The 19,964-nt window shown below is 35.2% G+C and carries 20 protein-coding genes; 13 read left to right on the top strand and 7 right to left on the bottom strand.

All coding sequences use genetic code 11. The features are described 5' to 3' along the window. Positions 1 to 102: 102 nt before the first annotated feature. Genes AAC069_RS15940 through AAC069_RS15930 form a run of 3 tightly spaced genes read right to left on the bottom strand, consistent with a single transcriptional unit; the run spans position 103 to position 4,239 of the window. Entirely contained in the window at positions 103 to 2,472 is a 2,370-nt protein-coding gene (locus AAC069_RS15940; protein ID WP_339921431.1) for a DUF2309 domain-containing protein, read from the bottom strand. Then, positions 2,469 to 3,908, bottom strand: coding sequence for a proton-conducting transporter membrane subunit (locus AAC069_RS15935; RefSeq protein WP_339921430.1), 1,440 nt, complete (start codon positions 3,906 to 3,908; stop codon positions 2,469 to 2,471). The genes AAC069_RS15940 and AAC069_RS15935 overlap by 4 nt, the downstream gene beginning before the upstream one ends. A gap of 16 nt (positions 3,909 to 3,924) precedes the next feature. After that, positions 3,925 to 4,239 carry a hypothetical protein gene (locus AAC069_RS15930; protein ID WP_339921429.1) on the bottom strand — a complete coding sequence of 105 codons (315 nt, stop codon included), beginning with the start codon at positions 4,237 to 4,239 and terminating at the stop codon, positions 3,925 to 3,927. Positions 4,240 to 5,115: 876 nt separating this feature from the next. On the opposite strand from AAC069_RS15930, the gene leuC reads away from it, so the two are divergent. The 4 genes from leuC (at position 5,116) to leuB (ending at position 9,988) form a co-directional block, all read left to right on the top strand. After that, entirely contained in the window at positions 5,116 to 6,510 is a 1,395-nt protein-coding gene (leuC, locus tag AAC069_RS15925; protein WP_339921428.1) for a 3-isopropylmalate dehydratase large subunit, read from the top strand. 122 nt (positions 6,511 to 6,632) lie between these two features. Continuing rightward, positions 6,633 to 7,229 carry a 3-isopropylmalate dehydratase small subunit gene (gene leuD / locus AAC069_RS15920; RefSeq protein WP_339921427.1) on the top strand — a complete coding sequence of 199 codons (597 nt, stop codon included), beginning with the start codon at positions 6,633 to 6,635 and terminating at the stop codon, positions 7,227 to 7,229. 136 nt (positions 7,230 to 7,365) lie between these two features. Then, a complete protein-coding gene (locus AAC069_RS15915) occupies positions 7,366 to 8,889 on the top strand; it encodes an alpha-isopropylmalate synthase regulatory domain-containing protein (RefSeq protein ID WP_339921426.1) in 1,524 nt (507 codons plus the stop codon). 37 nt (positions 8,890 to 8,926) lie between these two features. Continuing rightward, complete coding sequence (gene leuB, locus AAC069_RS15910; RefSeq protein WP_339921425.1) at positions 8,927 to 9,988, top strand: 3-isopropylmalate dehydrogenase; 1,062 nt, start codon at positions 8,927 to 8,929, stop codon at positions 9,986 to 9,988. 160 nt (positions 9,989 to 10,148) lie between these two features. Here the strand turns inward: leuB and AAC069_RS15905 are convergent, their stop codons facing one another. Beyond that, positions 10,149 to 10,817 carry a LytTR family DNA-binding domain-containing protein gene (locus AAC069_RS15905; protein ID WP_339921424.1) on the bottom strand — a complete coding sequence of 223 codons (669 nt, stop codon included), beginning with the start codon at positions 10,815 to 10,817 and terminating at the stop codon, positions 10,149 to 10,151. Further along, positions 10,810 to 11,766: a sensor histidine kinase gene (locus AAC069_RS15900; RefSeq protein WP_339921423.1), complete on the bottom strand. Its 957-nt coding sequence runs from the start codon at positions 11,764 to 11,766 to the stop codon at positions 10,810 to 10,812. The genes AAC069_RS15905 and AAC069_RS15900 overlap by 8 nt, the downstream gene beginning before the upstream one ends. 247 nt (positions 11,767 to 12,013) lie before the next feature. Here AAC069_RS15900 and AAC069_RS15895 point away from each other — a divergent pair, with 247 nt between their 5' ends. The 5 genes from AAC069_RS15895 to AAC069_RS15875 are packed head-to-tail and all read left to right on the top strand — an operon-like array spanning position 12,014 to position 15,095. Further along, positions 12,014 to 12,310 carry an EF-hand domain-containing protein gene (locus tag AAC069_RS15895; protein WP_339921422.1) on the top strand — a complete coding sequence of 99 codons (297 nt, stop codon included), beginning with the start codon at positions 12,014 to 12,016 and terminating at the stop codon, positions 12,308 to 12,310. 15 nt (positions 12,311 to 12,325) lie between these two features. Next, positions 12,326 to 13,093 (top strand): YHYH protein, encoded by a 768-nt coding sequence (locus tag AAC069_RS15890; RefSeq protein ID WP_339921421.1) that lies wholly within the window; start codon positions 12,326 to 12,328, stop codon positions 13,091 to 13,093. Further along, entirely contained in the window at positions 13,065 to 13,706 is a 642-nt protein-coding gene (locus AAC069_RS15885; protein WP_339921420.1) for a hypothetical protein, read from the top strand. The genes AAC069_RS15890 and AAC069_RS15885 overlap by 29 nt, the downstream gene beginning before the upstream one ends. After that, positions 13,703 to 14,329: an SCO family protein gene (locus AAC069_RS15880; RefSeq protein WP_339921419.1), complete on the top strand. Its 627-nt coding sequence runs from the start codon at positions 13,703 to 13,705 to the stop codon at positions 14,327 to 14,329. The genes AAC069_RS15885 and AAC069_RS15880 overlap by 4 nt, the downstream gene beginning before the upstream one ends. 16 nt (positions 14,330 to 14,345) lie before the next feature. Then, positions 14,346 to 15,095, top strand: coding sequence for a YHYH protein (locus AAC069_RS15875; protein ID WP_339921418.1), 750 nt, complete (start codon positions 14,346 to 14,348; stop codon positions 15,093 to 15,095). 81 nt (positions 15,096 to 15,176) lie between these two features. On the opposite strand, the gene AAC069_RS15870 is transcribed toward AAC069_RS15875, so the two are convergent. Both AAC069_RS15870 and AAC069_RS15865 read right to left on the bottom strand, forming a co-directional pair. Beyond that, a complete protein-coding gene (locus AAC069_RS15870; RefSeq protein WP_339921417.1) occupies positions 15,177 to 15,536 on the bottom strand; it encodes an RNA-binding protein in 360 nt (119 codons plus the stop codon). A gap of 148 nt (positions 15,537 to 15,684) precedes the next feature. Beyond that, positions 15,685 to 16,170, bottom strand: coding sequence for a DUF6252 family protein (locus AAC069_RS15865; RefSeq protein ID WP_339921416.1), 486 nt, complete (start codon positions 16,168 to 16,170; stop codon positions 15,685 to 15,687). A 200-nt stretch (positions 16,171 to 16,370) separates the two neighbouring features. On the opposite strand from AAC069_RS15865, the gene AAC069_RS15860 reads away from it, so the two are divergent. From AAC069_RS15860 to AAC069_RS15845, 4 genes are all read left to right on the top strand, one after another. Further along, positions 16,371 to 16,937, top strand: coding sequence for a 30S ribosomal protein S16 (locus AAC069_RS15860; protein WP_339921415.1), 567 nt, complete (start codon positions 16,371 to 16,373; stop codon positions 16,935 to 16,937). A 14-nt stretch (positions 16,938 to 16,951) separates the two neighbouring features. Then, positions 16,952 to 17,476 (top strand): ribosome maturation factor RimM, encoded by a 525-nt coding sequence (gene rimM, locus AAC069_RS15855; RefSeq protein WP_339921414.1) that lies wholly within the window; start codon positions 16,952 to 16,954, stop codon positions 17,474 to 17,476. Between the two features lie 83 nt (positions 17,477 to 17,559). Continuing rightward, a complete protein-coding gene (locus AAC069_RS15850; RefSeq protein WP_339921413.1) occupies positions 17,560 to 18,267 on the top strand; it encodes a methyltransferase in 708 nt (235 codons plus the stop codon). 481 nt (positions 18,268 to 18,748) lie between these two features. Further along, positions 18,749 to 19,927, top strand: coding sequence for an acyl-CoA dehydrogenase family protein (locus AAC069_RS15845; protein WP_339921412.1), 1,179 nt, complete (start codon positions 18,749 to 18,751; stop codon positions 19,925 to 19,927). The last annotated feature ends 37 nt before the right edge of the window (positions 19,928 to 19,964 follow it).

The following is a 19,964-nucleotide window of genomic DNA, read 5'->3' as shown; positions in this document are numbered from 1 at the left end:
CTACCGATAAATATTTTTACTTCCAAAACGAAAGAGAATGGATGAAAACAAAGAAAGCCGTTTCAAATTATAAAACGGCTTTCTTTATATGATGGTACATCGCTAAACAGTCATCATTTCGACTACATTGTGAGTGTTACTTTTTTGACTAGTAGAATCCCAATTGAGATTTTGTTGATAGTGATGTATTTTATTCCCATCTAATGGATCCATAACCATCAAATAAATCCATTCATTATCTAATAAATTTTTAAGGTGTTCATTTCTTAATAGTATGTCTGACACTCTCGATACTGGCGCTTGTATAGCAACAGATAATCGTAGCGGCTGATGATACATTTCTTTGTCTGACTCCATCACCGATTGCAGAGGGAGTCCCATTTTAATGTCTCCTCCATTGCCTTGCACCACAGCAAACTTACCCGTAATATTATGGGTGATTTTCGAACCTCCACCAAAGACTTCATTATCAACAGTTGAAAAATAATAGTGATTGTTTATCCACTGGGTTACGACCATAGGCCCTTGCATGATGGCTTCTAGTGCTTTCCCACTTTTATCTGTTTCCCAATTATATGAATGTAAAAAGCATCGCCCGCCTAGATTGTTATTTTTTGTTAATTCTCGAGGCCCAACAATAAACCCTGCATTTTTAGCTAATCCCCACTCAGGTCTGGTTTCTCCCCAGTTATTCGCTTTTTTATTAGCCGAAGCAACACTGTTATTGGCAACAGCCAGCCTTTCTTGAGTTGCCGTTTGTTGCGTTTTTAGCAAATTTAATTTCAATTTTTGCAATTGGTTTTTGTGAGAGTGTGGAATCTCTGAGTCGAAAAGCAGTATCTCATCTGTAGTGGTATTGTGCTCCCCTCCAATAAAAATGGTGCTAGCTGGGATTTCAATATTGTGATTCTCTTTTAAGGCTTGTCGCACCTCAGGAATATTTGCTATTTTAGCTAGCATCCTTGCATTATGCCTGCCAGGACTTGCAGCACATGCTCCACAATCTAAACTGGAGCCAAAAGGGTTGTTTGCAGAGTGACTTCCATGACCTATAAAAAGAACTAATGGGGCAAATTTTTTCCATCCCATTAAATCAAAAGCGCCTTTTACAATCGCTACCTTTTCCGTCAGTGGAATATCAAAATGTGCCTGTTCAGTGGTACACGTATTCATAATCTGCGGTTCAAAAACAGCTTCATAATCAGCTCTATTCTTATTATTAAGTTTATATAAATAACCTGGCATGAGTGTTCTTGCTATTAAAGACATCCCATAAAAGAATCCCGCACCTTCAACATATCCAAAGGCAGAAGGAAGCATGTTCTTCATTCTTTTTAGAAAATATTCCTTAAAGTTTAAAACATCATTTTTTTGCTTGTATGCTTGTGCTTTTTCAGTACGACTCTGTTGCGGAACTTCTGAAACATGGTAGGCAGAGTTTAAAATAGGAGGACATGATTTGCGTATTAAACCATCATTTAAACTTTCATAATCCATCGCAATTCCAAAAAAACCAGCATATCCAAAAGTTTCATAATGCCCTTTATCCTCTACATGCCTTCGTATTAACTCTGATCGGGTATCTATACAAAACACCATTTGAGCATCCGGAACTTGTTCTTCTTTTTTGGCAGTTGAAGTACTTATCTGTTTATTGTCTAATACTTTTACAAGTTCTTTTTGCCAGCTTTTTTCCCATGCTTTTAACCAAATGTATTGCAAACTAGATATGGATGAAGTTGTTAAAGTATCATTGTCTTCCGGATAAATTTCAGCATCTATTTTTTTGGCAACCCATAGCCTAACTGCTAGATAATCTTCTAAAGTAATAGGATATTCTTGTTGCCATTCTGAATGATACGTAGTTCGATGATTTATGTATCCTGTCCAGCCTGGCAATGCCGCTAAGTGCCATGTAAATATTTTAGTAAAATCGGTTGAGGAATAACCATCCATCATTGCAGCTAGTGCCTCAGTTTTTGTTTTTGGGATTTCGCCAATAGTCATTTTCGGCATATCAGTATCATATACCGCCAGTTTGCGCCAAGCGCTATAAAACCCTTCACTTTTATTAGGCATTTCCCATTCTGCCAAACCTTCATCCATAAAGGCGGCGAGCCATTTAGCCATGATTCTATCTAAATCATGATGGCCATTTTTAGCATCGCTTTTTTTGTGAGATGCCATTTGATGTAAGTAATACTCAGGAGATTCTAGCAGTTTGTTTTCTTCAAGCAATTCTAAAAGCAGCTCTTCATCAATTTCACCTTTTTCCCATGCTTGACGGAATAGCGAGGTTTCTGGAAATACATTAGCATTAAGAAATTTTCGCGCCTGATTTACTGCTTTTTCAAAAGGCATTCCCTCATACCCTGATAACGGGTTCGAAGTTACAAAAGAATACAAAGGCCAAGTCTTTCCTACGACTTGAGATGCTTCTTCTATACTTTTTTGAATGATTGGATTGATCATAATGATTTCGATTTATACATTAAAACAGTTTTTTTATAGGGTTGAGATATATTTAACAATTTCGCATAGAGCCATGGATAGTTGCGGTAGATGCCTAACTTCATTATAAAAAAGCCCACTAGGAAAAGGATACCAAACACTATTTCGATTACGGATAACGATAATGGCACAACCACCATTGGCATATCGTTCATTAATACCGTTACACCCTTATATATTAAGGCGTAGGTTACCATACCACAGACAAACAAAAGAGGTGATGCAACTGATTTTTGGAGGAAATTTAGACTTTGTTCTTTAACAATATTATAAGTAGCCTGACCAACAGTAATAGCAACAATAAGTGTTAGAAAAATACTGCTATTTAACTCCGTGCCTTTTCCTGTTAAATAGGCAAATAGAAAAGCGCCTAGAATACCAAAACAAAGCACAATTATAGCTTGCAGTGGTTTGATTTTGATTGGTGTTGGTTTTTGCGGTTTCGAATGCCCTATTTCCTCTCCTGCAGATAGAAATAAGTAGGCTTTATAGAATCCATGAAGTAGTAAATGAACAACGGCCGCATTGAAAAACCCCAAACCGCACTGCATAATCATAAAACCCATTTGGGCAATGGTGGAACAAGCTAATTTTTGCTTCACATTAACCTGAAGAAGTTTAGTGAATTGGGCAATAACTGCGGTCAAACCTCCAATAATAAAGAGTATAATTAAAGTATTCGAAGCAAATAATACAGTTGAAAATAAGGCCAATAAAATTCCAGAACCGTTTACAAAACCTGCATGCATCAATGCCGAGGCCGGAGTTGGTGCTGTCATAGCGGAAAGTAACCAACGATGGAAAGGATATATTGCCGATTGAATTATAGCAGCAGTAATGATGCACAAACCCGATACGAGAGTAATATATTGCGGCAAACTACCTAAATTGGAAATAATCCCACTAAGGGTAAAAGCCTCCGTTTGAAAAGCCAATAATAACACTCCAGCACTTAAAAACACACTCCCAGCTACAAAATATTTAAGGGCAAATTTTGATGCTTCTCTTGCTTCAGCCCATCGAGAATCTACTCCTATTAGCTGAGACATAAAAACCCCCATTAATAGCCACATCGTTAATAAAAGTGACACATGATTAGACATTACAAAAACCATGATGGAAAACGTAAACCCTAAGCACAACAGTGAAAATTTAGAGTGATATTCAAATCCTTTTAAATAATTTTTTCCATAGCTGCTAATAATCGCACTAAAGAAAGTTACAAGTGTCCAAATAAGTATAGTAAAGCCATTAATTTTTAAAACATTCCCATAGTACCATTCTGGAATAGTTGGAAAGTTGTATATTAAATAAGTCAGATTACCTATAAACAATAACCATAATAAATAGTTGGTTGTCTTGTTAACAAATAGGGATGGATGATCTTTTAATATCATTTTTTTTTAGTTTTTATTATTGATTATCGACGATTGTGATTTCAAGAATCCCATTTATATTTAAATTGCTTTTTAAATTTCTGGCGCTAGCAATAAACTCTTTAACAGCTTGCTTTTCTTTTTCGAGCTCGTTGATCCGGTCATCTATATCATCTGAATTAGATTTGTGATTTTGCTCCCATTTTTGAAGCCTTTGTTTTTGATGAAAATTAATTTTTTCATCAATCAAAGACATCATTACATCTGAAGCCTCAGAAGGAGTAAAATCTCCTTTTACCAATTGAAATTTTTGCTTAATTTTTTCCGGTTTTGTTAATCCATTTGTTTCCATAGTCGCTGTGTTAATGATTAGACTTTTAATTCTGGGGCAAATATTATACATTAAATTCATAAATTTTTATTTATATTTATTATACAATACATAAATAAAATTTATGTATTAGATTTTGAATTAGCCCTTATTTTGAACAAAAACATTAAACTTAAAAAGCTTGAATTTATCAAGAACAATGATCCGTAAACAGAAATCATTCCATCCAATAAGTTCCAGCATAAAAAAATTGAACCTACTCCTACCGAAGCTTTAAAAAAGGTGATCTCGAGGTTTGGAAGTTCTCTTATGCTCTAAATTGACGTAAAGAATGAAGTAAAAAACACTAATTATCAATTCATACATATCTAGGAGCTTCCTACTGCCACAACCTAGAATTTGACATACCTCAAATCTAAAAAACTGTCTCTTTTTAATTATTTGGATGTCGTAATATTTTACCAAAATTAAAGCTTATGAATGCAGTAAAAAGAAGAGCTTTTATTCGGTAAAAAAGGAATCTAAAAACGCAACTCTCATAATGAAAAAGAAACAATCACTTCGAAATACTCACTTAAAATCATTTTTTTGTAAATTATTTTCAACAATACTTGTTGCTTATGGTTAAAACATGACATATCCACAATTTACCAAAACAACAGCTTCTTACATCAAAACCAAATCCTTACAAACTTAAAATAAAATTAAAACCCGTTTCCAAAATGACATCTCGACAAAAAGCAACTCTAAGACTCAATAAAACAAGTTTGGGTATCGTATATAGTGAGTAATCCAAATTGACGCCCTTAATTCTTTTTTTAAATTTGCTCTCATTATTACAATTATGGAGCATTAAACGATCCATAAATGAAAAAATACACTTAAAAAATATTTAAAATGAGTACTACATTATTTGACAAAGTATGGGATTCGCACGTGGTGCGTAAAATTGAGGATGGACCAGACGTGTTTTTTATTGACCGCCATTTCATTCATGAAGTGACTAGTCCTGTTGCTTTTTTAGGTTTGAAAGAAAGAGGAATTACAGTTTTATATCCAGAGCGTACTTTTGCTACTGCAGATCACAATACACCTACAATTAATCAACATTTACCAGTTGAAGATGCTTTATCAGCAAATCAATTGAAAGCCTTAGAAGACAATGCTGCTGAATACGGTATTTCGCACTGGGGATTAGGACACGCAAAAAACGGAATCGTTCACGTAGTAGGTCCTGAAAACGGAATCACTTTACCTGGCGCTACTATTGTTTGTGGAGATTCACACACATCAACTCATGGTGCTTTTGGAGCGATTGCTTTTGGTATCGGAACTTCTGAGGTAGAGATGGTACTTTCTACGCAATGTATCATGCAACCAAAACCAAAGAAAATGCGTATTAACGTAAACGGAACTTTGAGTAAAGGTGTGGGACCAAAAGATGTTGCGCTTTATATCATTGCTCAATTGACAACTTCTGGTGGAACGGGTTATTTTGCTGAATATGCAGGAAACGTTTTCGAAGAAATGTCTATGGAAGGTCGAATGACGGTTTGTAACCTTTCTATCGAAATGGGTGCCCGTGGTGGTATGATTGCTCCAGACCAAAAAACATTCGATTTCCTTGAAGGAAGATTGTATGCTCCAAAAGGAGAAGCTTGGACAAAAGCAGTTGAATACTGGAAAACATTAAAAACAGATACTGACGCAATATTTGATACCGAATTAAATATCAAAGCAGAAGACATCGAGCCTATGATTACTTATGGAACCAATCCTGGAATGGGAATTGGTATTTCTAAAAGTATTCCAACGGCCAACCAAGTTCAAGGTGGAGCCGAAACTTACAAAAAATCTTTAGCCTATATGGGTTTTGAAGAAGATGATGTAATGATAGGAAAACCGATTGATTTTGTTTTCTTAGGAAGTTGTACCAATGGTAGAATTGAAGACTTTAGAGCCTTTACAGAAATTGTGAAAGGACGTAAGAAAGCTGATAATGTAACCGCTTGGCTAGTACCTGGTTCACATGTAGTAGAAGCACAAATTAAAGAAGAAGGATTGTTAGACATTCTTACCGAAGCTGGTTTTGTATTACGCCAACCAGGATGTTCTGCTTGTTTAGCAATGAATGATGATAAAGTACCTGCTGGAAAATATTCAGTTAGTACCTCAAACAGAAACTTTGAAGGACGTCAAGGCCCTGGTTCAAGAACACTGTTAGCTTCCCCTATTATGGCAGCAGCAGCAGCAGTTACTGGAAAATTGACTGATCCAAGAGATTTATTCTAGTCGAAAGTCAATTGTAACTGCAACAACAATATCAAAAATTAATAAAATGTTTTAGTTTTAATATTCTGTTTTCTTCATGAGAAACTTGAAACTTAAAACTTGAAACTCGAAACCTAAAAAACATGGCATACGATAAATTTAATGTCCTTACCAGTAGCGCAGTGCCGTTACCAATAGAAAACGTAGATACAGATCAAATCATCCCTGCTCGTTTCCTAAAAGCAACAGAACGTGTTGGTTTTGGAGACAACCTTTTCCGTGACTGGAGATACAACGGAGATGATACTCCTAAGGCTGATTTCGTTTTGAACAACCCAACTTACTCAGGGAAAATCCTAGTGGGAGGGAAAAACTTCGGTTCAGGTTCTTCTCGTGAGCATGCTGCTTGGGCAGTATACGATTACGGATTTCGTGCTGTTGTTTCGTCTTTCTTTGCTGACATCTTCAAAGGAAATTGCTTAAACATTGGTGTTTTACCAGTGCAAGTAAGCCCAGAATTTGCAGCTGCTATTTTCAAAGCTATAGAAGCTGATCCAAAAACAGAATTAGAAATTAACCTAGAAGCTCAAACAATTACGTTGTTAGCTACAGGCGAAAAAGAATCTTTTGATATCAACGGATACAAAAAGAACAATATGTTGAATGGTTTTGATGATATCGATTATTTGCAAAACATCAAAGAAGACATTGTAACTTTTGCAGACAAACTTCCTTACTAAGTACAATCAACTTTATGCAGTTACGGAAGCATCCTTTTGAGGATAAGCTGAAGTAACTGCTTTTATTATTTTATAAAATATAATTGTACGATTGGTAATCCTTAAACTCAAAATCGTATTAGCATCAAATTTAGAAATGGAAAAAAGAAAAATTGAAATAATGGACACGACGCTCCGTGATGGTGAACAAACCTCAGGAGTATCCTTTTCTGCCGCAGAAAAGCTAACCATTGCACAATTGTTGTTGGAAGAATTAAATATTGATCGAATCGAAATCGCTTCGGCACGAGTAAGTGAAGGAGAGTTTCAAGGAGTAAAAGGAATTATGACTTGGGCTTCGGACAAAGGATATGATGACAAAATCGAAGTTTTAACTTTTGTAGACGGAGGTCTTTCTATCGAATGGATGAAAAAAGCAGGTGCTAAAGTTCAAAACCTACTGACAAAAGGGTCACTGAATCATTTAACGCATCAATTAAAAAAAACTCCTGAACAACATTTCTCCGAAATTGCTCATACTATTGCATTAGCAAAAGAAAGCGGTATTGAAACCAATGTATATCTGGAAGACTGGAGCAATGGAATGCGCAATTCTCCTGATTATGTTTTCCAATATTTGGACTTTCTAACAAAACAACCAGTTAAAAGAGTCTTATTACCAGACACTTTAGGAGTTTTGATTCCTTCTGAGACGTTTGAGTTTATTTCGAAAATTATAAAGAGATATCCAAATACTCATTTTGACTTTCACGCACACAATGACTATGATTTGAGTGTTGCTAATGTTATGGAAGCTATAAAAGCAGGTATCCAAGGATTGCATGTTACCGTTAATGGAATGGGAGAGCGTGCTGGAAACGCACCTCTTGAAAGTACGGTCGCCGTAATCAATGATTTCATGCCTGAAATAGCAATCAATGTAAAAGAGTCTTCATTATACACTGTAAGTAAATTAGTAGAGACCTTTACTGGTTATAGAATCCCTGCAAATAAACCTATCGTAGGAGACAATGTTTTTACTCAAACTGCTGGTATTCACGCTGACGGAGATAATAAAAACAACTTGTATTTCAACGATTTACTTCCCGAACGATTTGGCAGAAAACGTCAATACGCTTTAGGAAAAACTTCTGGCAAGGCTAATATTGAGAAAAATCTTCAAGAACTAGGATTAAAGCTAAATGCGGAAGATTTAAAATTAGTTACCCAAAGAATCATTGAATTGGGAGACAAAAAAGAGACAGTTACTAGAGAAGACCTGCCTTATATTATCTCTGATGTTTTGGACAGTCAAACGTACCAAGAAAAAATAGTAGTGGAGTCTTATGTATTATCACACGCTAAAGGTTTGCGTCCTTCCACAACTCTTTGTTTGAAAATTGATGGGGAAGTTATTGAAGAACACGCTCAAGGCGACGGACAATTTGATGCATTTATGAATGCATTGGCAAAAATATATAAAAGCAAAGAACTGCAATTACCTAAACTGATCGATTACGCTGTAAGAATACCACCAGGAAGTAGCTCTGATGCATTATGTGAAACTATTATCACCTGGACTAATAATGGAAAAGAATTTAAAACTCGAGGATTAGACTCTGACCAGACCGTAGCAGCTATCGTAGCAACACAAAAAATGCTGAATGTAGTGACGAGCTAATTCACAATAAAAACTATACAAACACAAAATACTAGTAATGAAATATACTATCGCACTTTTAGCCGGAGACGGAATCGGACCAGAAGTTATAAATGAGGCTGTAAAAGTTTCTGATGCTATTGCAAAAAAATTCAATCACGAAATAAATTGGACACCGGCATTAACAGGTGCTTGTGCTATTGATGCTGTAGGAGTTCCTTATCCTGATGAAACACACGAAATATGTATGGCTGCAGATGCTGTACTATTTGGAGCTATCGGACATCCAAAATACGACAATGACCCATCGGCAAAAGTTAGACCAGAGCAAGGATTATTGCTAATGCGTAAAAAATTAGGATTGTTTGCTAATGTACGTCCTACTTTCACCTTCCCATCTTTGATTGATAATTCACCTTTAAAAAGAGAACGTATCGAAGGAACTGACTTAGTTTTCTTAAGAGAATTGACAGGAGGAATCTATTTTGGAGAAAAAGGAAGACTTGATGGAGGCGAAACAGCCTTTGACACGTGTACGTATACCAGAGCAGAAGTACAACGTTTAGCAAAAAAAGGTTTTGAATTAGCGATGACACGTACAAAAAAATTATGTTGTGTTGACAAAGCTAATGTATTAGAAACTTCTCGTTTGTGGAGAGAAACGGTACAAGCAATGGAAAAAGACTATCCAGAAGTAACTGTAAGTTATGAGTTTGTAGATGCTGTTGCGATGCGATTAGTACAATGGCCCAATTCGTATGATGTATTGATTACTGAAAACTTATTCGGAGATATCTTAACAGATGAAGCGTCAGTAATTTCAGGATCTATGGGCTTAATGCCTTCAGCATCAGTTGGAGAACATACTTCTTTGTACGAACCAATTCACGGTTCATACCCACAAGCAACAGGATTAAATATTGCTAATCCATTGGCAACCATATTATCAGCAGCAATGATGTTTGAAGATGCTTTTGGACTACATGAAGAAGCGGCTACAATTAGAGCAGCAGTAAATAAATCATTAGAAAAAGGGATTGTAACCGAGGACCTAGCTGCCAAAGGAGCAACAGCCTATAAAACAAGTGATGTTGGAGATTGGCTAGTAGCTAATTTGTAATTTTCAAATTATAAACTTCTAAAAGCTGTCTCATGATTCGGGGCAGCTTTTGTGTTTAAGAGCAACTGAGAAAAGCTGTTTCGCAAAAAACACAAAAAAATTGAGGACTCAGTAAAACCATAATTAAAATTATAACTCTGGAAATCTCTGCGAAATAAGATCATCCAAACAAATCTTTCTTAACCGCTTCATAATAACTATCACTCACAGGAATTTGTATTGTACCTAAAAACAAGTCCCTACTTTTAAGTCCGGTAACCTTAGTTTTATTTACAATAAAAGAACGATGCACTCTGATGAAAACGGCTGGATCTAATGTCTTTTCTAATGATTTTAGTGATTGTAAACTCATTATTTTCTTAGCAGCGGTATGAAAAACAGCATATTCACTATCACTTTCGATATGGGTAATCTCGTCGTATTTTAATTTAAATAAATCATATCCAGATTTTACTGTAATGGTATCAACTTTACCTACAGCATCTTTTTTAATTTTCTGAACTGCTTTTAAAAACCGATTAAACCCAATGGGTTTTAACAAATAATCAATCGCACTAAGTTCAAATCCTTCTAAGGCATAGTCAGAATAAGCGGTTGTGAAAATAATATCAACCTGCGGCGGAATCAATTTAGCAAAATCAGTTCCTTTAATTTCAGGCATTTGAATATCTAAAAACACCACATCAATGCGCTCCTTTTTTATAACAGCAATCGCTTCTAAAGGATTTTCAAAACTTCCAGCTAATTCTAGAAAGTCTAATTTTTTAATATAACTTTCAATTAATTTTCGAGCTAGTTCTTCATCATCAATAACAATACATTTAAGCATTAGTATCTATTTTTAGTTCAACTCTAAAGGTATTATTATTTTCGCTTATTTCTAACGAATGTGTATTTTCATACAATAAATTTAATCTCTTTCGAACATTCACAATTCCTATTCCACCAACAGCATCTTGAATCTTAGGTCCTTTTCTAAAACTATTTTCAACAACAAAATGAATGGTTTCTTTTGTAGAGCGCAAATCAATCGTGATGAAAGCTTCTTCTATATTTTCAATATTACTATGTTTAAAAGCATTTTCTACAAATGGAATAAGCAACATTGGCGCAATTTGTAACCCTTCATTCTCAACCGAAAAACTAGTTTTAAGAGGATAGTTTTTACTGCTTTTGAGTAAAAATAATTTAATAAAATCCTGGATATAGGTTATTTCTTTTTCTATAGAGACTAATGGCTTTTCGCAATCATATAAAACATAACGTAGCATATCTGATAAATACAAAATAGATTCTTGGGCTTTATTTGCATCAATAATAGATAGAGAATAAATATTGTTTAAAGAATTAAATAAGAAATGTGGATTAATTTGAGATTTTAAAAATTTCAATTCATTTTCGATATTCGCCGTTTTACTTAAAATTAAGGCTTCTTCATTTTTTTTTGCAAATGAAAAAGTTTCTAAAAAAATCGCCAAAATATAAGAGACACTTAGCAACAACAAATTAATCAAAATAGGCGAAGGTAGGCTTTTACGATCACCTCTTGGTGGTGGCGGTGGACGCATTCCCAGATCTTGCGCATGTTGTATTATACTGCCCGAAACATACGCACAGAACATTAAAAGCACTAATGAAACTAAAGTGAATAGCAAATATTTCTTTCTAAAAAGCAGCTTCGGCGCAAGAACAAAAATAAGTCCTACAATTAATATCGCTTGAGAAATATAAGCAAGGTAATTCTCTCGAAAAAAGCGTACTAAATCACTTTGGTTCAAAGCAAGGATGATCCAAACAGTGGCCCATAAAAAAAGCTGAAAAACGGTTCTATTAGTTCTATTCATAGTACAAATAAATAAAATAAAAATTAACCAATCTCAAAAAAAACACTTTTTAATCCCCTGAAAACGAATACTCATACACCTAAGCAGAGCCTTTCACTGAAAACTAAATGACATTCACTGAAAATAAAAAATGTGCGCTGAATATTAGCTCACCTTTGTAGTCAATAAAAAACATGAAATCATGAAAAATAAAATAATTAGCAAAATAGTATACAGTATCTTTATGTTACTAGTAGGAACAGTTTTTACCTATGCACAACCACCTCAAGGGCAAGAAGGAAAAAAACCACCAACAGCGGCAGAATTAGTTAAACAAATGGATGCTGATAAAGATGGGAAATTATCTAAGACTGAGGTTAAAGGTCCATTAAAAGATGATTTTACTAAAATAGATACTGATAAAGATGGTTTTTTAAGTCTTGAAGAGTTGAAAAAAGCCCCTAAACCAGAAAGAAAAGGACCTCAAGATAAACGATAAAATTTAGAAAAAATAATGAAAAAAGGAAATGTACTAATAACAGCAATAAGTATTATCACCCTAGCGGTACTTACTTATTCTTGCAGTAGTAGTGATGACTCTTCTGCCACAGATACAACTACAGGATCAAATACAGTACCTACGGTATTTAGTACTAATTATAAGTCAGCCGTAACATTGTCTAGTACTGGAACTACAGTAACAATGAAATCTAATGGAACTCCAGACCACGTAACGCCTTATTGGGGTGAAGGAAATTCACTTTATGAAACACAAACCACAGGTCAAACGGTGAATCCAGGTAGTCTTCAATCACAAGTTTTCGTGATGACCATCCCTATCAATCCAGTTGCTGCAACTACAAAAGAAGAAACTTCTTTAGGTCCAATCGGAATGGCTTTGAATGGTGTAGCTATTTATAATGATAGAGAAGGTGGAAATGTACCTGTCGATGCAGGAACACTAAAATCTTTTGACAGAGCGGGAGCTCACAGTGGACCAGGAGGCCTGTATCATTACCACTTTAATGGCGCTTTCACCTCAGACGATGATGCCAAATTAATTGGTTGGCTTAGAGATGGATTCCCTATTTATGGTAGAAAAGACAAAGATGGAACTTATCCTTCTACTCTAGATTCCAATGGAGGACATACTGGAGCCACAACTGAGTATCCAAATGGATTTTATCATTACCACTGTTCGAACGTCAATTATATGGACTCTGGATTTTATGTATTAAAAGCAGGAAGTTATTATGGTACAAAAGGCACATTCACTTTTTAAGATAGTTATTTTGATGGTTATTGCAGTTCTTACTACAAATTGTAATAAAAAAGAAGAAGACGAAGGCGGTTTGCCTTCGTCTTTACTCGTTACAGTTACTGCAATTCCAAAAGACACTATTTTAATCACCAATGCAAATCTAAAATTGAATAACGGAATCTATTTCTTCAACAGCAAACCTTATTCTGGGTATATCAAAGAAATGCATGCCCCAGATCAAGTTAAATGCATTTTTAGTTTTTTGAATGGGCAACAACAGGGTTTGAGTTTAGTCTATTTTGTAGATGGAAAATTAAAAGAATCTCGAAGTTATAAAGACGGAAAGTCCTATGGAAGACATTTTGGATATTGGGATAACGGAAATCCAAGATTTGATTTTACCTATGTCGATGACCGAAGAGAAGGGTTACAAAAACAATGGTATGAAAGTGGCGGAAAATATTCCTTTTTAACTTTCAAAAATGATAGAGAGAACGGTATGCAAAATGCATGGCGCGAAAATGGAAAATCGTACATTAATTATGAAGCTAGGGATGGTCGTAGATACGGTTTGCAAAAATCCAACTTGTGTTACACACTCAAAGATCAAAAACTAAAAGATAAATCCAAATGAAATTAAAATATTGCATCGTTTTAATGCTCGGAGTTTTGTTGATTTCTTGTCAAGAGAAAGGTAGAAAACTACCCTACTACAATTCTTCTGATTACACCCCCGTTTGGGATGTTCCAGAAGCGACCTCTTTTCATAAAATCCGTCCATTTAATTTAGTAGATCAAGAAGGAAAACCATTCTCTGAAAAAGATTTGGACGGAAAAATTGCTGTGGTTGATTTCTTTTTTACCAGTTGTCCAGGAATTTGTCCAAAGATGACTAATAGCATGTCTAAAATTCAAGCGGAGTTTAAGAATGATGATCAGATACAATTGGTCTCACATTCCGTTACGCCTGATAAAGACAGTGTTTCTGTTATGGCAACTTATGGAAAAAAGAATAATATTCAGTATAGTAAATGGAAGCTTCTTACTGGAGATAAAGAGGAAATCTACAATCTAGGACGTAAATTTTATTTTGTCGAAGAGGACTTAGGAGAAAACAATGACAGCTCTATTTTTCTACATACAGAAAATTTCGTTTTGATTGATAAAAACCGAATGATTCGTGGTATTTATAATAGTTTAGACCCAAGCAGTATGCAGTCTTTAGTTGAAGATATTAAAGTGTTGGAGAAAGAATAATATTAATATTAAATATATGAACAAAACAATTTTAGGTTTAGTAATATTGTCCCAAATAGCATGTAGTAAATCAGAGGATACTGCAAGCACAAGTACGACAACAACAGGAACAGTCGATATTACAACGGTGGTGCAATCCAAGTTTTTTAATGGAGTAACGGTTGCTTCAAGTGGTACTTCTATCGTTTTAAAAAGTAATGGTTTGCCAGACCACAAAACACCATATTGGGGCGTAGGCAATGCTTTATATGAAGATTTCCCAACGAATTACCATGCCAATGTAAACACGAGTATGACTTCGCATACTTATGCAATGACAATCGTTGCAAAGCCTGTCGTTTCAACATCGCATGAAGAAACAACTCTTGGAGCAATTGGTATGGCATTGAATGGCGTGCCTATTTATAATGATAGAGAAGGCGGAAATGTAGCTCTTGACGCCTTAACCATAACGACATTTGATTATTCTGGGGCACATCCTGGACCTGGTAAAGATTATCACTATCACACAACTGGAAGATACACCACTACAGATGATGCTAATTTAGTAGGGTTTTTAAGAGATGGTTTTCCTATATATGGTCGAAAAGACAAAGATGGTACTTATCCAACTCTTGATACGTACGGTGGACATACTGGAATAACTGCTGATTTTCCAGAAGGAATTTACCATTATCACGCGAGTAACGTGAATTATTTGAATACCGGATATTACGTTTTGAAGGCCGGTTCTTATTATGGAACTAAAGGTACTTTTACAGAGTAACTACTCTATAAGTTGTATTGCTGGAAAACAAAAAAGGTGTCAATAAAATTGACACCTTTTTTTATATTGTAGAAAAAAATATTAATATCCTCCTCTGTTTCCACCACCACGGTTTTCTCCACCACGGCTGTTTCCACCATAACCTCCGCGAGAATCTCCTCCACCACGGTTGTTATTAAAACTTCTTCTTTCACCTTCTGGTTTTGGCTCAGATTTGTTAACCACAATTGCACGTCCTTGAACAGTTGCACCGTTCAATTCATCAATCGCTTTTTGAGCTTCATCATCATTTGTCATTTCAACAAAACCGAATCCTTTACTTCTTCCAGTAAATTTATCAGTAATAATTTTTACAGAATCAACTGCACCATAAGCCTCGAAAGACTCTCTTAAATCTGCTTCCTCAATACTGAATGGAAGGCTTCCAACAAAAATATTCATATGTACTTATTTATAATATGCAACAAATATACTCCTATTTTTTTATAACCCACTATAAATTAGCTTATTTCTGTGTTTATTTTATTTCAAAAACACATAAAAAAACACAAAACCGGCCAATACAGAGATGTAATATCTGCGCTCTTCCTTAATTTGCTGATGCTTGCGCAATTATAGGCACCTTATAAAAAACTCCTTGTTGAAAATTCAAAAGCGGTCCCGCCAATGGATTATTGTAACTATTCTCTGCGTTAAATTTAAAAGTACCGGATACTGTATTGTTAATAATATCGTATTCGGTTATTACTATCTGACCGTCTCCTTTTCCTAAACCAGTAGCAAAAGTTAGCGTGCCATTTGCATCTGTTAACACGTATACAGCTGTTTTACTATCGCTGGTTCCCAACAAATAAGTCCCCTTAGCGGTCGAAGTTGTTTTCAATGTAATTATTTCATTTCCTGAATAGCCTTTAATGATTAGAGATCCATTAGCACCTAAAGTAGCTGTAGACACTATAGCTCTCCAAAATACATTGTCTTTTATTCCTTGAAACGAAGGATTATTAAACCTGACATCTTCCTGACAGGAGACTAAAGTAAAAAGCACGATAATAAAAAGAAAAGATTTTTTCATAAAATAAGTCTTTAAACAAACAAAAGTATACAATTGACAGATAAATATACCAAATTATTACAAATAAAATGCAGCAAAAAACAGCATAACATATTCTAATTCATAATAATAACAAGCTATTGGCATATTAAAATAAATAGTATATCTTTGCACCCTTAATTAACAGAGGTCGAGTACCTCAAAATTTAATCATTTAGATTATGTCAGTAAAAATTAGATTACAAAGACACGGTAAAAAAGGAAAACCTTTTTACTGGGTTGTAGCAGCAGATGCTCGCTCAAAAAGAGACGGTAAATACTTAGAGAAAATCGGTACTTACAATCCAAACACAAACCCAGCAACTATCGACTTAAACCTTGATAGTGCAGTTAGATGGTTGCACAATGGTGCTCAACCAACAGAAACTGCTAAAGCAATTCTTTCTTACAAAGGAGCTTTATTGAAACATCACCTTGATGGTGGTATTCGTAAAGGTGCCTTAACTCAAGAACAAGCTGATGCAAAATTAGCTACTTGGTTAGAAGCTAAAACTGGAACAGTTGACGCTAAGAAAGATGGTTTAACTAAAGCGCAAGCTGATGTTAAAGCTAAAGCTTTCAAAGCAGAACAAGATGTAAACGCAAAACGTTTAGCTGCTGCAGCTAAAGCTGAAGCGGATGCTATCGCAGCTGCTGCTCCTGCTGTTGAAGAAGAAGTTGCTGAAGTTGAAGCTTCAACTGAAGAAACTCCTGCTGCAGAAGAAAACAACGAAGAAACTCAAGCATAAATTTATAAGCGAAGATGCGTAAAGAAGAATGTTTCTACTTAGGTAAAATCGCCAAAAAATTTAGTTTTAAAGGGGAAGTCCTTGCCTATTTAGACACGGATGAACCAGAGTTATACGAAAACTTGGAATCAGTGTTTGTTGAATGCAACAAACACTTGGTTCCTTTTTTTATTGAAAATAGCTCTTTGCACAAAAACGATTTCCTAAGAATTCGTTTTGAAGACATGAATACTGAAGAAGACGCCGATGCCATTATGGGTAACGACATTTATCTTCCTCTAAATATGTTACCAAAACTTAGCGGTAACAAATTCTACTATCATGAAGTTATTGGCTTTGAAGTTGAAGACAAACGTCTTGGGGTTGTTGGAAAAATTGAATCTATAAATGACTCAACTGCTCAACCTCTTTTTGAAGTACTAAACGGTGACGTGGAAATCCTTATTCCAATGATTGACCATTTCCTTGTCAAAATTGACCGTGAAAACAAAAAAGTGATCATGGACTTGCCAGAAGGGCTTATCGAGATGTACCTTTAAGAAAGCAATCAGTTTTCAGCCTCAGTATTCAGTTAAGAAGAAATCTGAAATCAAAAACCGTTAATCCTCAATCTAAAATCATTTTGTTTCAATTCAAGCAATTTACCATTCAGCAAGACCAATGTGCCATGAAAATTGGAACTGACGGTGTATTATTAGGTTCTTGGACTCCAATTGAAAATAATCCGATTAGCATACTGGACATTGGTACTGGAACCGGTGTCATTGCTTTAATGTTATCCCAGCGGAGTACCGCAGAACAAATTGACGCACTAGAAATTGATTCAGCCGCATACGAACAAGCAGTGGATAATTTTGAAAACTCCCCTTGGAGCGATCGTTTATTCTGCTTCCATGCAGGCTTAGATGAATTTGTAGAAGAACCGGAAGACGAGTATGACTTAATCGTTTCCAATCCCCCATTTTATTCTGAAGACTATAAAACAGAAAGCGAACAAAGAGATTTGGCCCGTTTTCAAGATGCGCTACCATTTGAAGATTTAATAGAAGCGGCCGATTTGTTACTTTCTGAAAACGGAATATTTTCTGTTATTATTCCTTTTAAAGAAGAGGAGAATTTCTTGGCTTTAGCCAAAGAAATGGAGCTTTACCCTCTAAAAATCACTCGCGTAAAAGGAACTCCAACCACCGAAATCAAACGGAGCTTGTTGGCTTTTAGCCGAAATGAAAATTCAAACTTTTCTACGGACGAATTAATTATCGAAACAGCAAGACATATTTACACTCGGGAATATATAGAATTGACTAAGGAGTTTTATTTGAAAATGTAAGCATAATTTAACTTACCAATAATAAAACAATCACTGAAATAGCAAAGTGCAGAAAAAACTTAAAAAAGCCTAATATACTTGTTTCTAAAATAACAAAGCTCACAACTCATCATCAATAATTTTAAAGCAACTTCACCACTTCAGTACAAATAATGATTGTTTTTTTACCTCTCCCTATTTCATATTCAATATCATTTCCAACCGTTGTTTCTATCCAGTTGTGAGCTTTATTCCAACTTAAAAGCAATCCCCATCCTTATGTTATTGAAGTTCAAACGCTAGCCTCCACAAAAAACAACCCATTATATTACTTATTTTTATATTAATTTTAAAAAATATAACATTTAACACTGGTTTTGTTATATTTCTTTATGTAAATTTGTGAAGTAAAAAAGAACAATCAAGCAATTAGCCTTAATTTTATTCTCGCTAAAGAATACAATTCCTTTGCTACTGCAATACCATTATAAAAAAGCTCAATATGAAACCAGACTTATTTCAATCTCCAGATTATTATAACCTAGACGATTTACTAAACGAAGAACACAAATTAGTTCGTGATTCTGCCCGCGCTTGGGTAAAACGTGAAGTATCTCCCATTATAGAAGAATATGCTCAAAGAGCAGAATTCCCAAAACAAATTATTAAAGGTTTAGGTGAAATAGGTGGTTTTGGCCCATACATTCCTGTGGAATATGGCGGAGCTGGACTTGACCAAATCTCATACGGGTTAATTATGCAGGAAATTGAACGTGGTGACTCAGGAGTTCGTTCTACTTCATCCGTACAATCTTCTTTAGTGATGTATCCTATTTGGAAATATGGTAATGAAGAGCAAAGAATGAAATACCTTCCTAAACTTGCTACAGGTGAATTCATTGGTTGTTTTGGTTTGACCGAACCTAGCCATGGTTCTGATCCAGGAAGCATGATTACCAACTTTAAAGACATGGGCGACCATTATTTATTGAATGGTGCCAAAATGTGGATTTCAAATGCACCGTTTGCAGATATCGCTGTTGTTTGGGCAAAAAATGAAGAAGGAAGAATTCACGGACTTATCGTAGAACGCGGCATGGAAGGTTTCACTACACCAGAAACACATAACAAATGGTCACTTCGCGCCTCATCGACAGGTGAATTAATCTTTGATAATGTAAAAGTGCCAAAAGCAAATTTATTGCCTAACAAATCTGGATTAGGAGCGCCACTTGGCTGCTTGGATTCAGCTCGTTATGGTATTGCTTGGGGAGCTATTGGCGCAGCCATGGACTGTTATGATACTGCACTTCGCTACGCTAAAGAAAGAATTCAGTTTGACAAACCAATTGCTGGAACACAATTACAACAAAAGAAATTAGCTGAAATGATCACAGAGATCACTAAAGCACAATTATTGACTTGGAGATTGGGAGTTTTAAGAAATGAAGGAAGAGCAACAACGGCTCAGATTTCAATGGCCAAAAGAAATAATGTCGACATGGCAATTAATATTGCACGTGAAGCAAGACAAATATTAGGCGCAATGGGAATAAGTGGTGAATACTCTATTATGCGTCATATGATGAATTTAGAATCAGTAATCACGTATGAAGGCACGCACGATATCCATTTATTAATTACCGGTATGGATATTACAGGAATTCCTGCTTTTAAATAGCATTAAACGACTATTAAAGTATCTATAAAAATGATAG

Origin of the sequence: uncultured Flavobacterium sp. (assembly GCF_963974175.1) — a bacterium.
GTDB lineage: Bacteria > Bacteroidota > Bacteroidia > Flavobacteriales > Flavobacteriaceae > Flavobacterium.
Note: the sequence above shows the minus strand (reverse complement) of the source record. Positions and strands in the feature narration are given on the sequence as shown.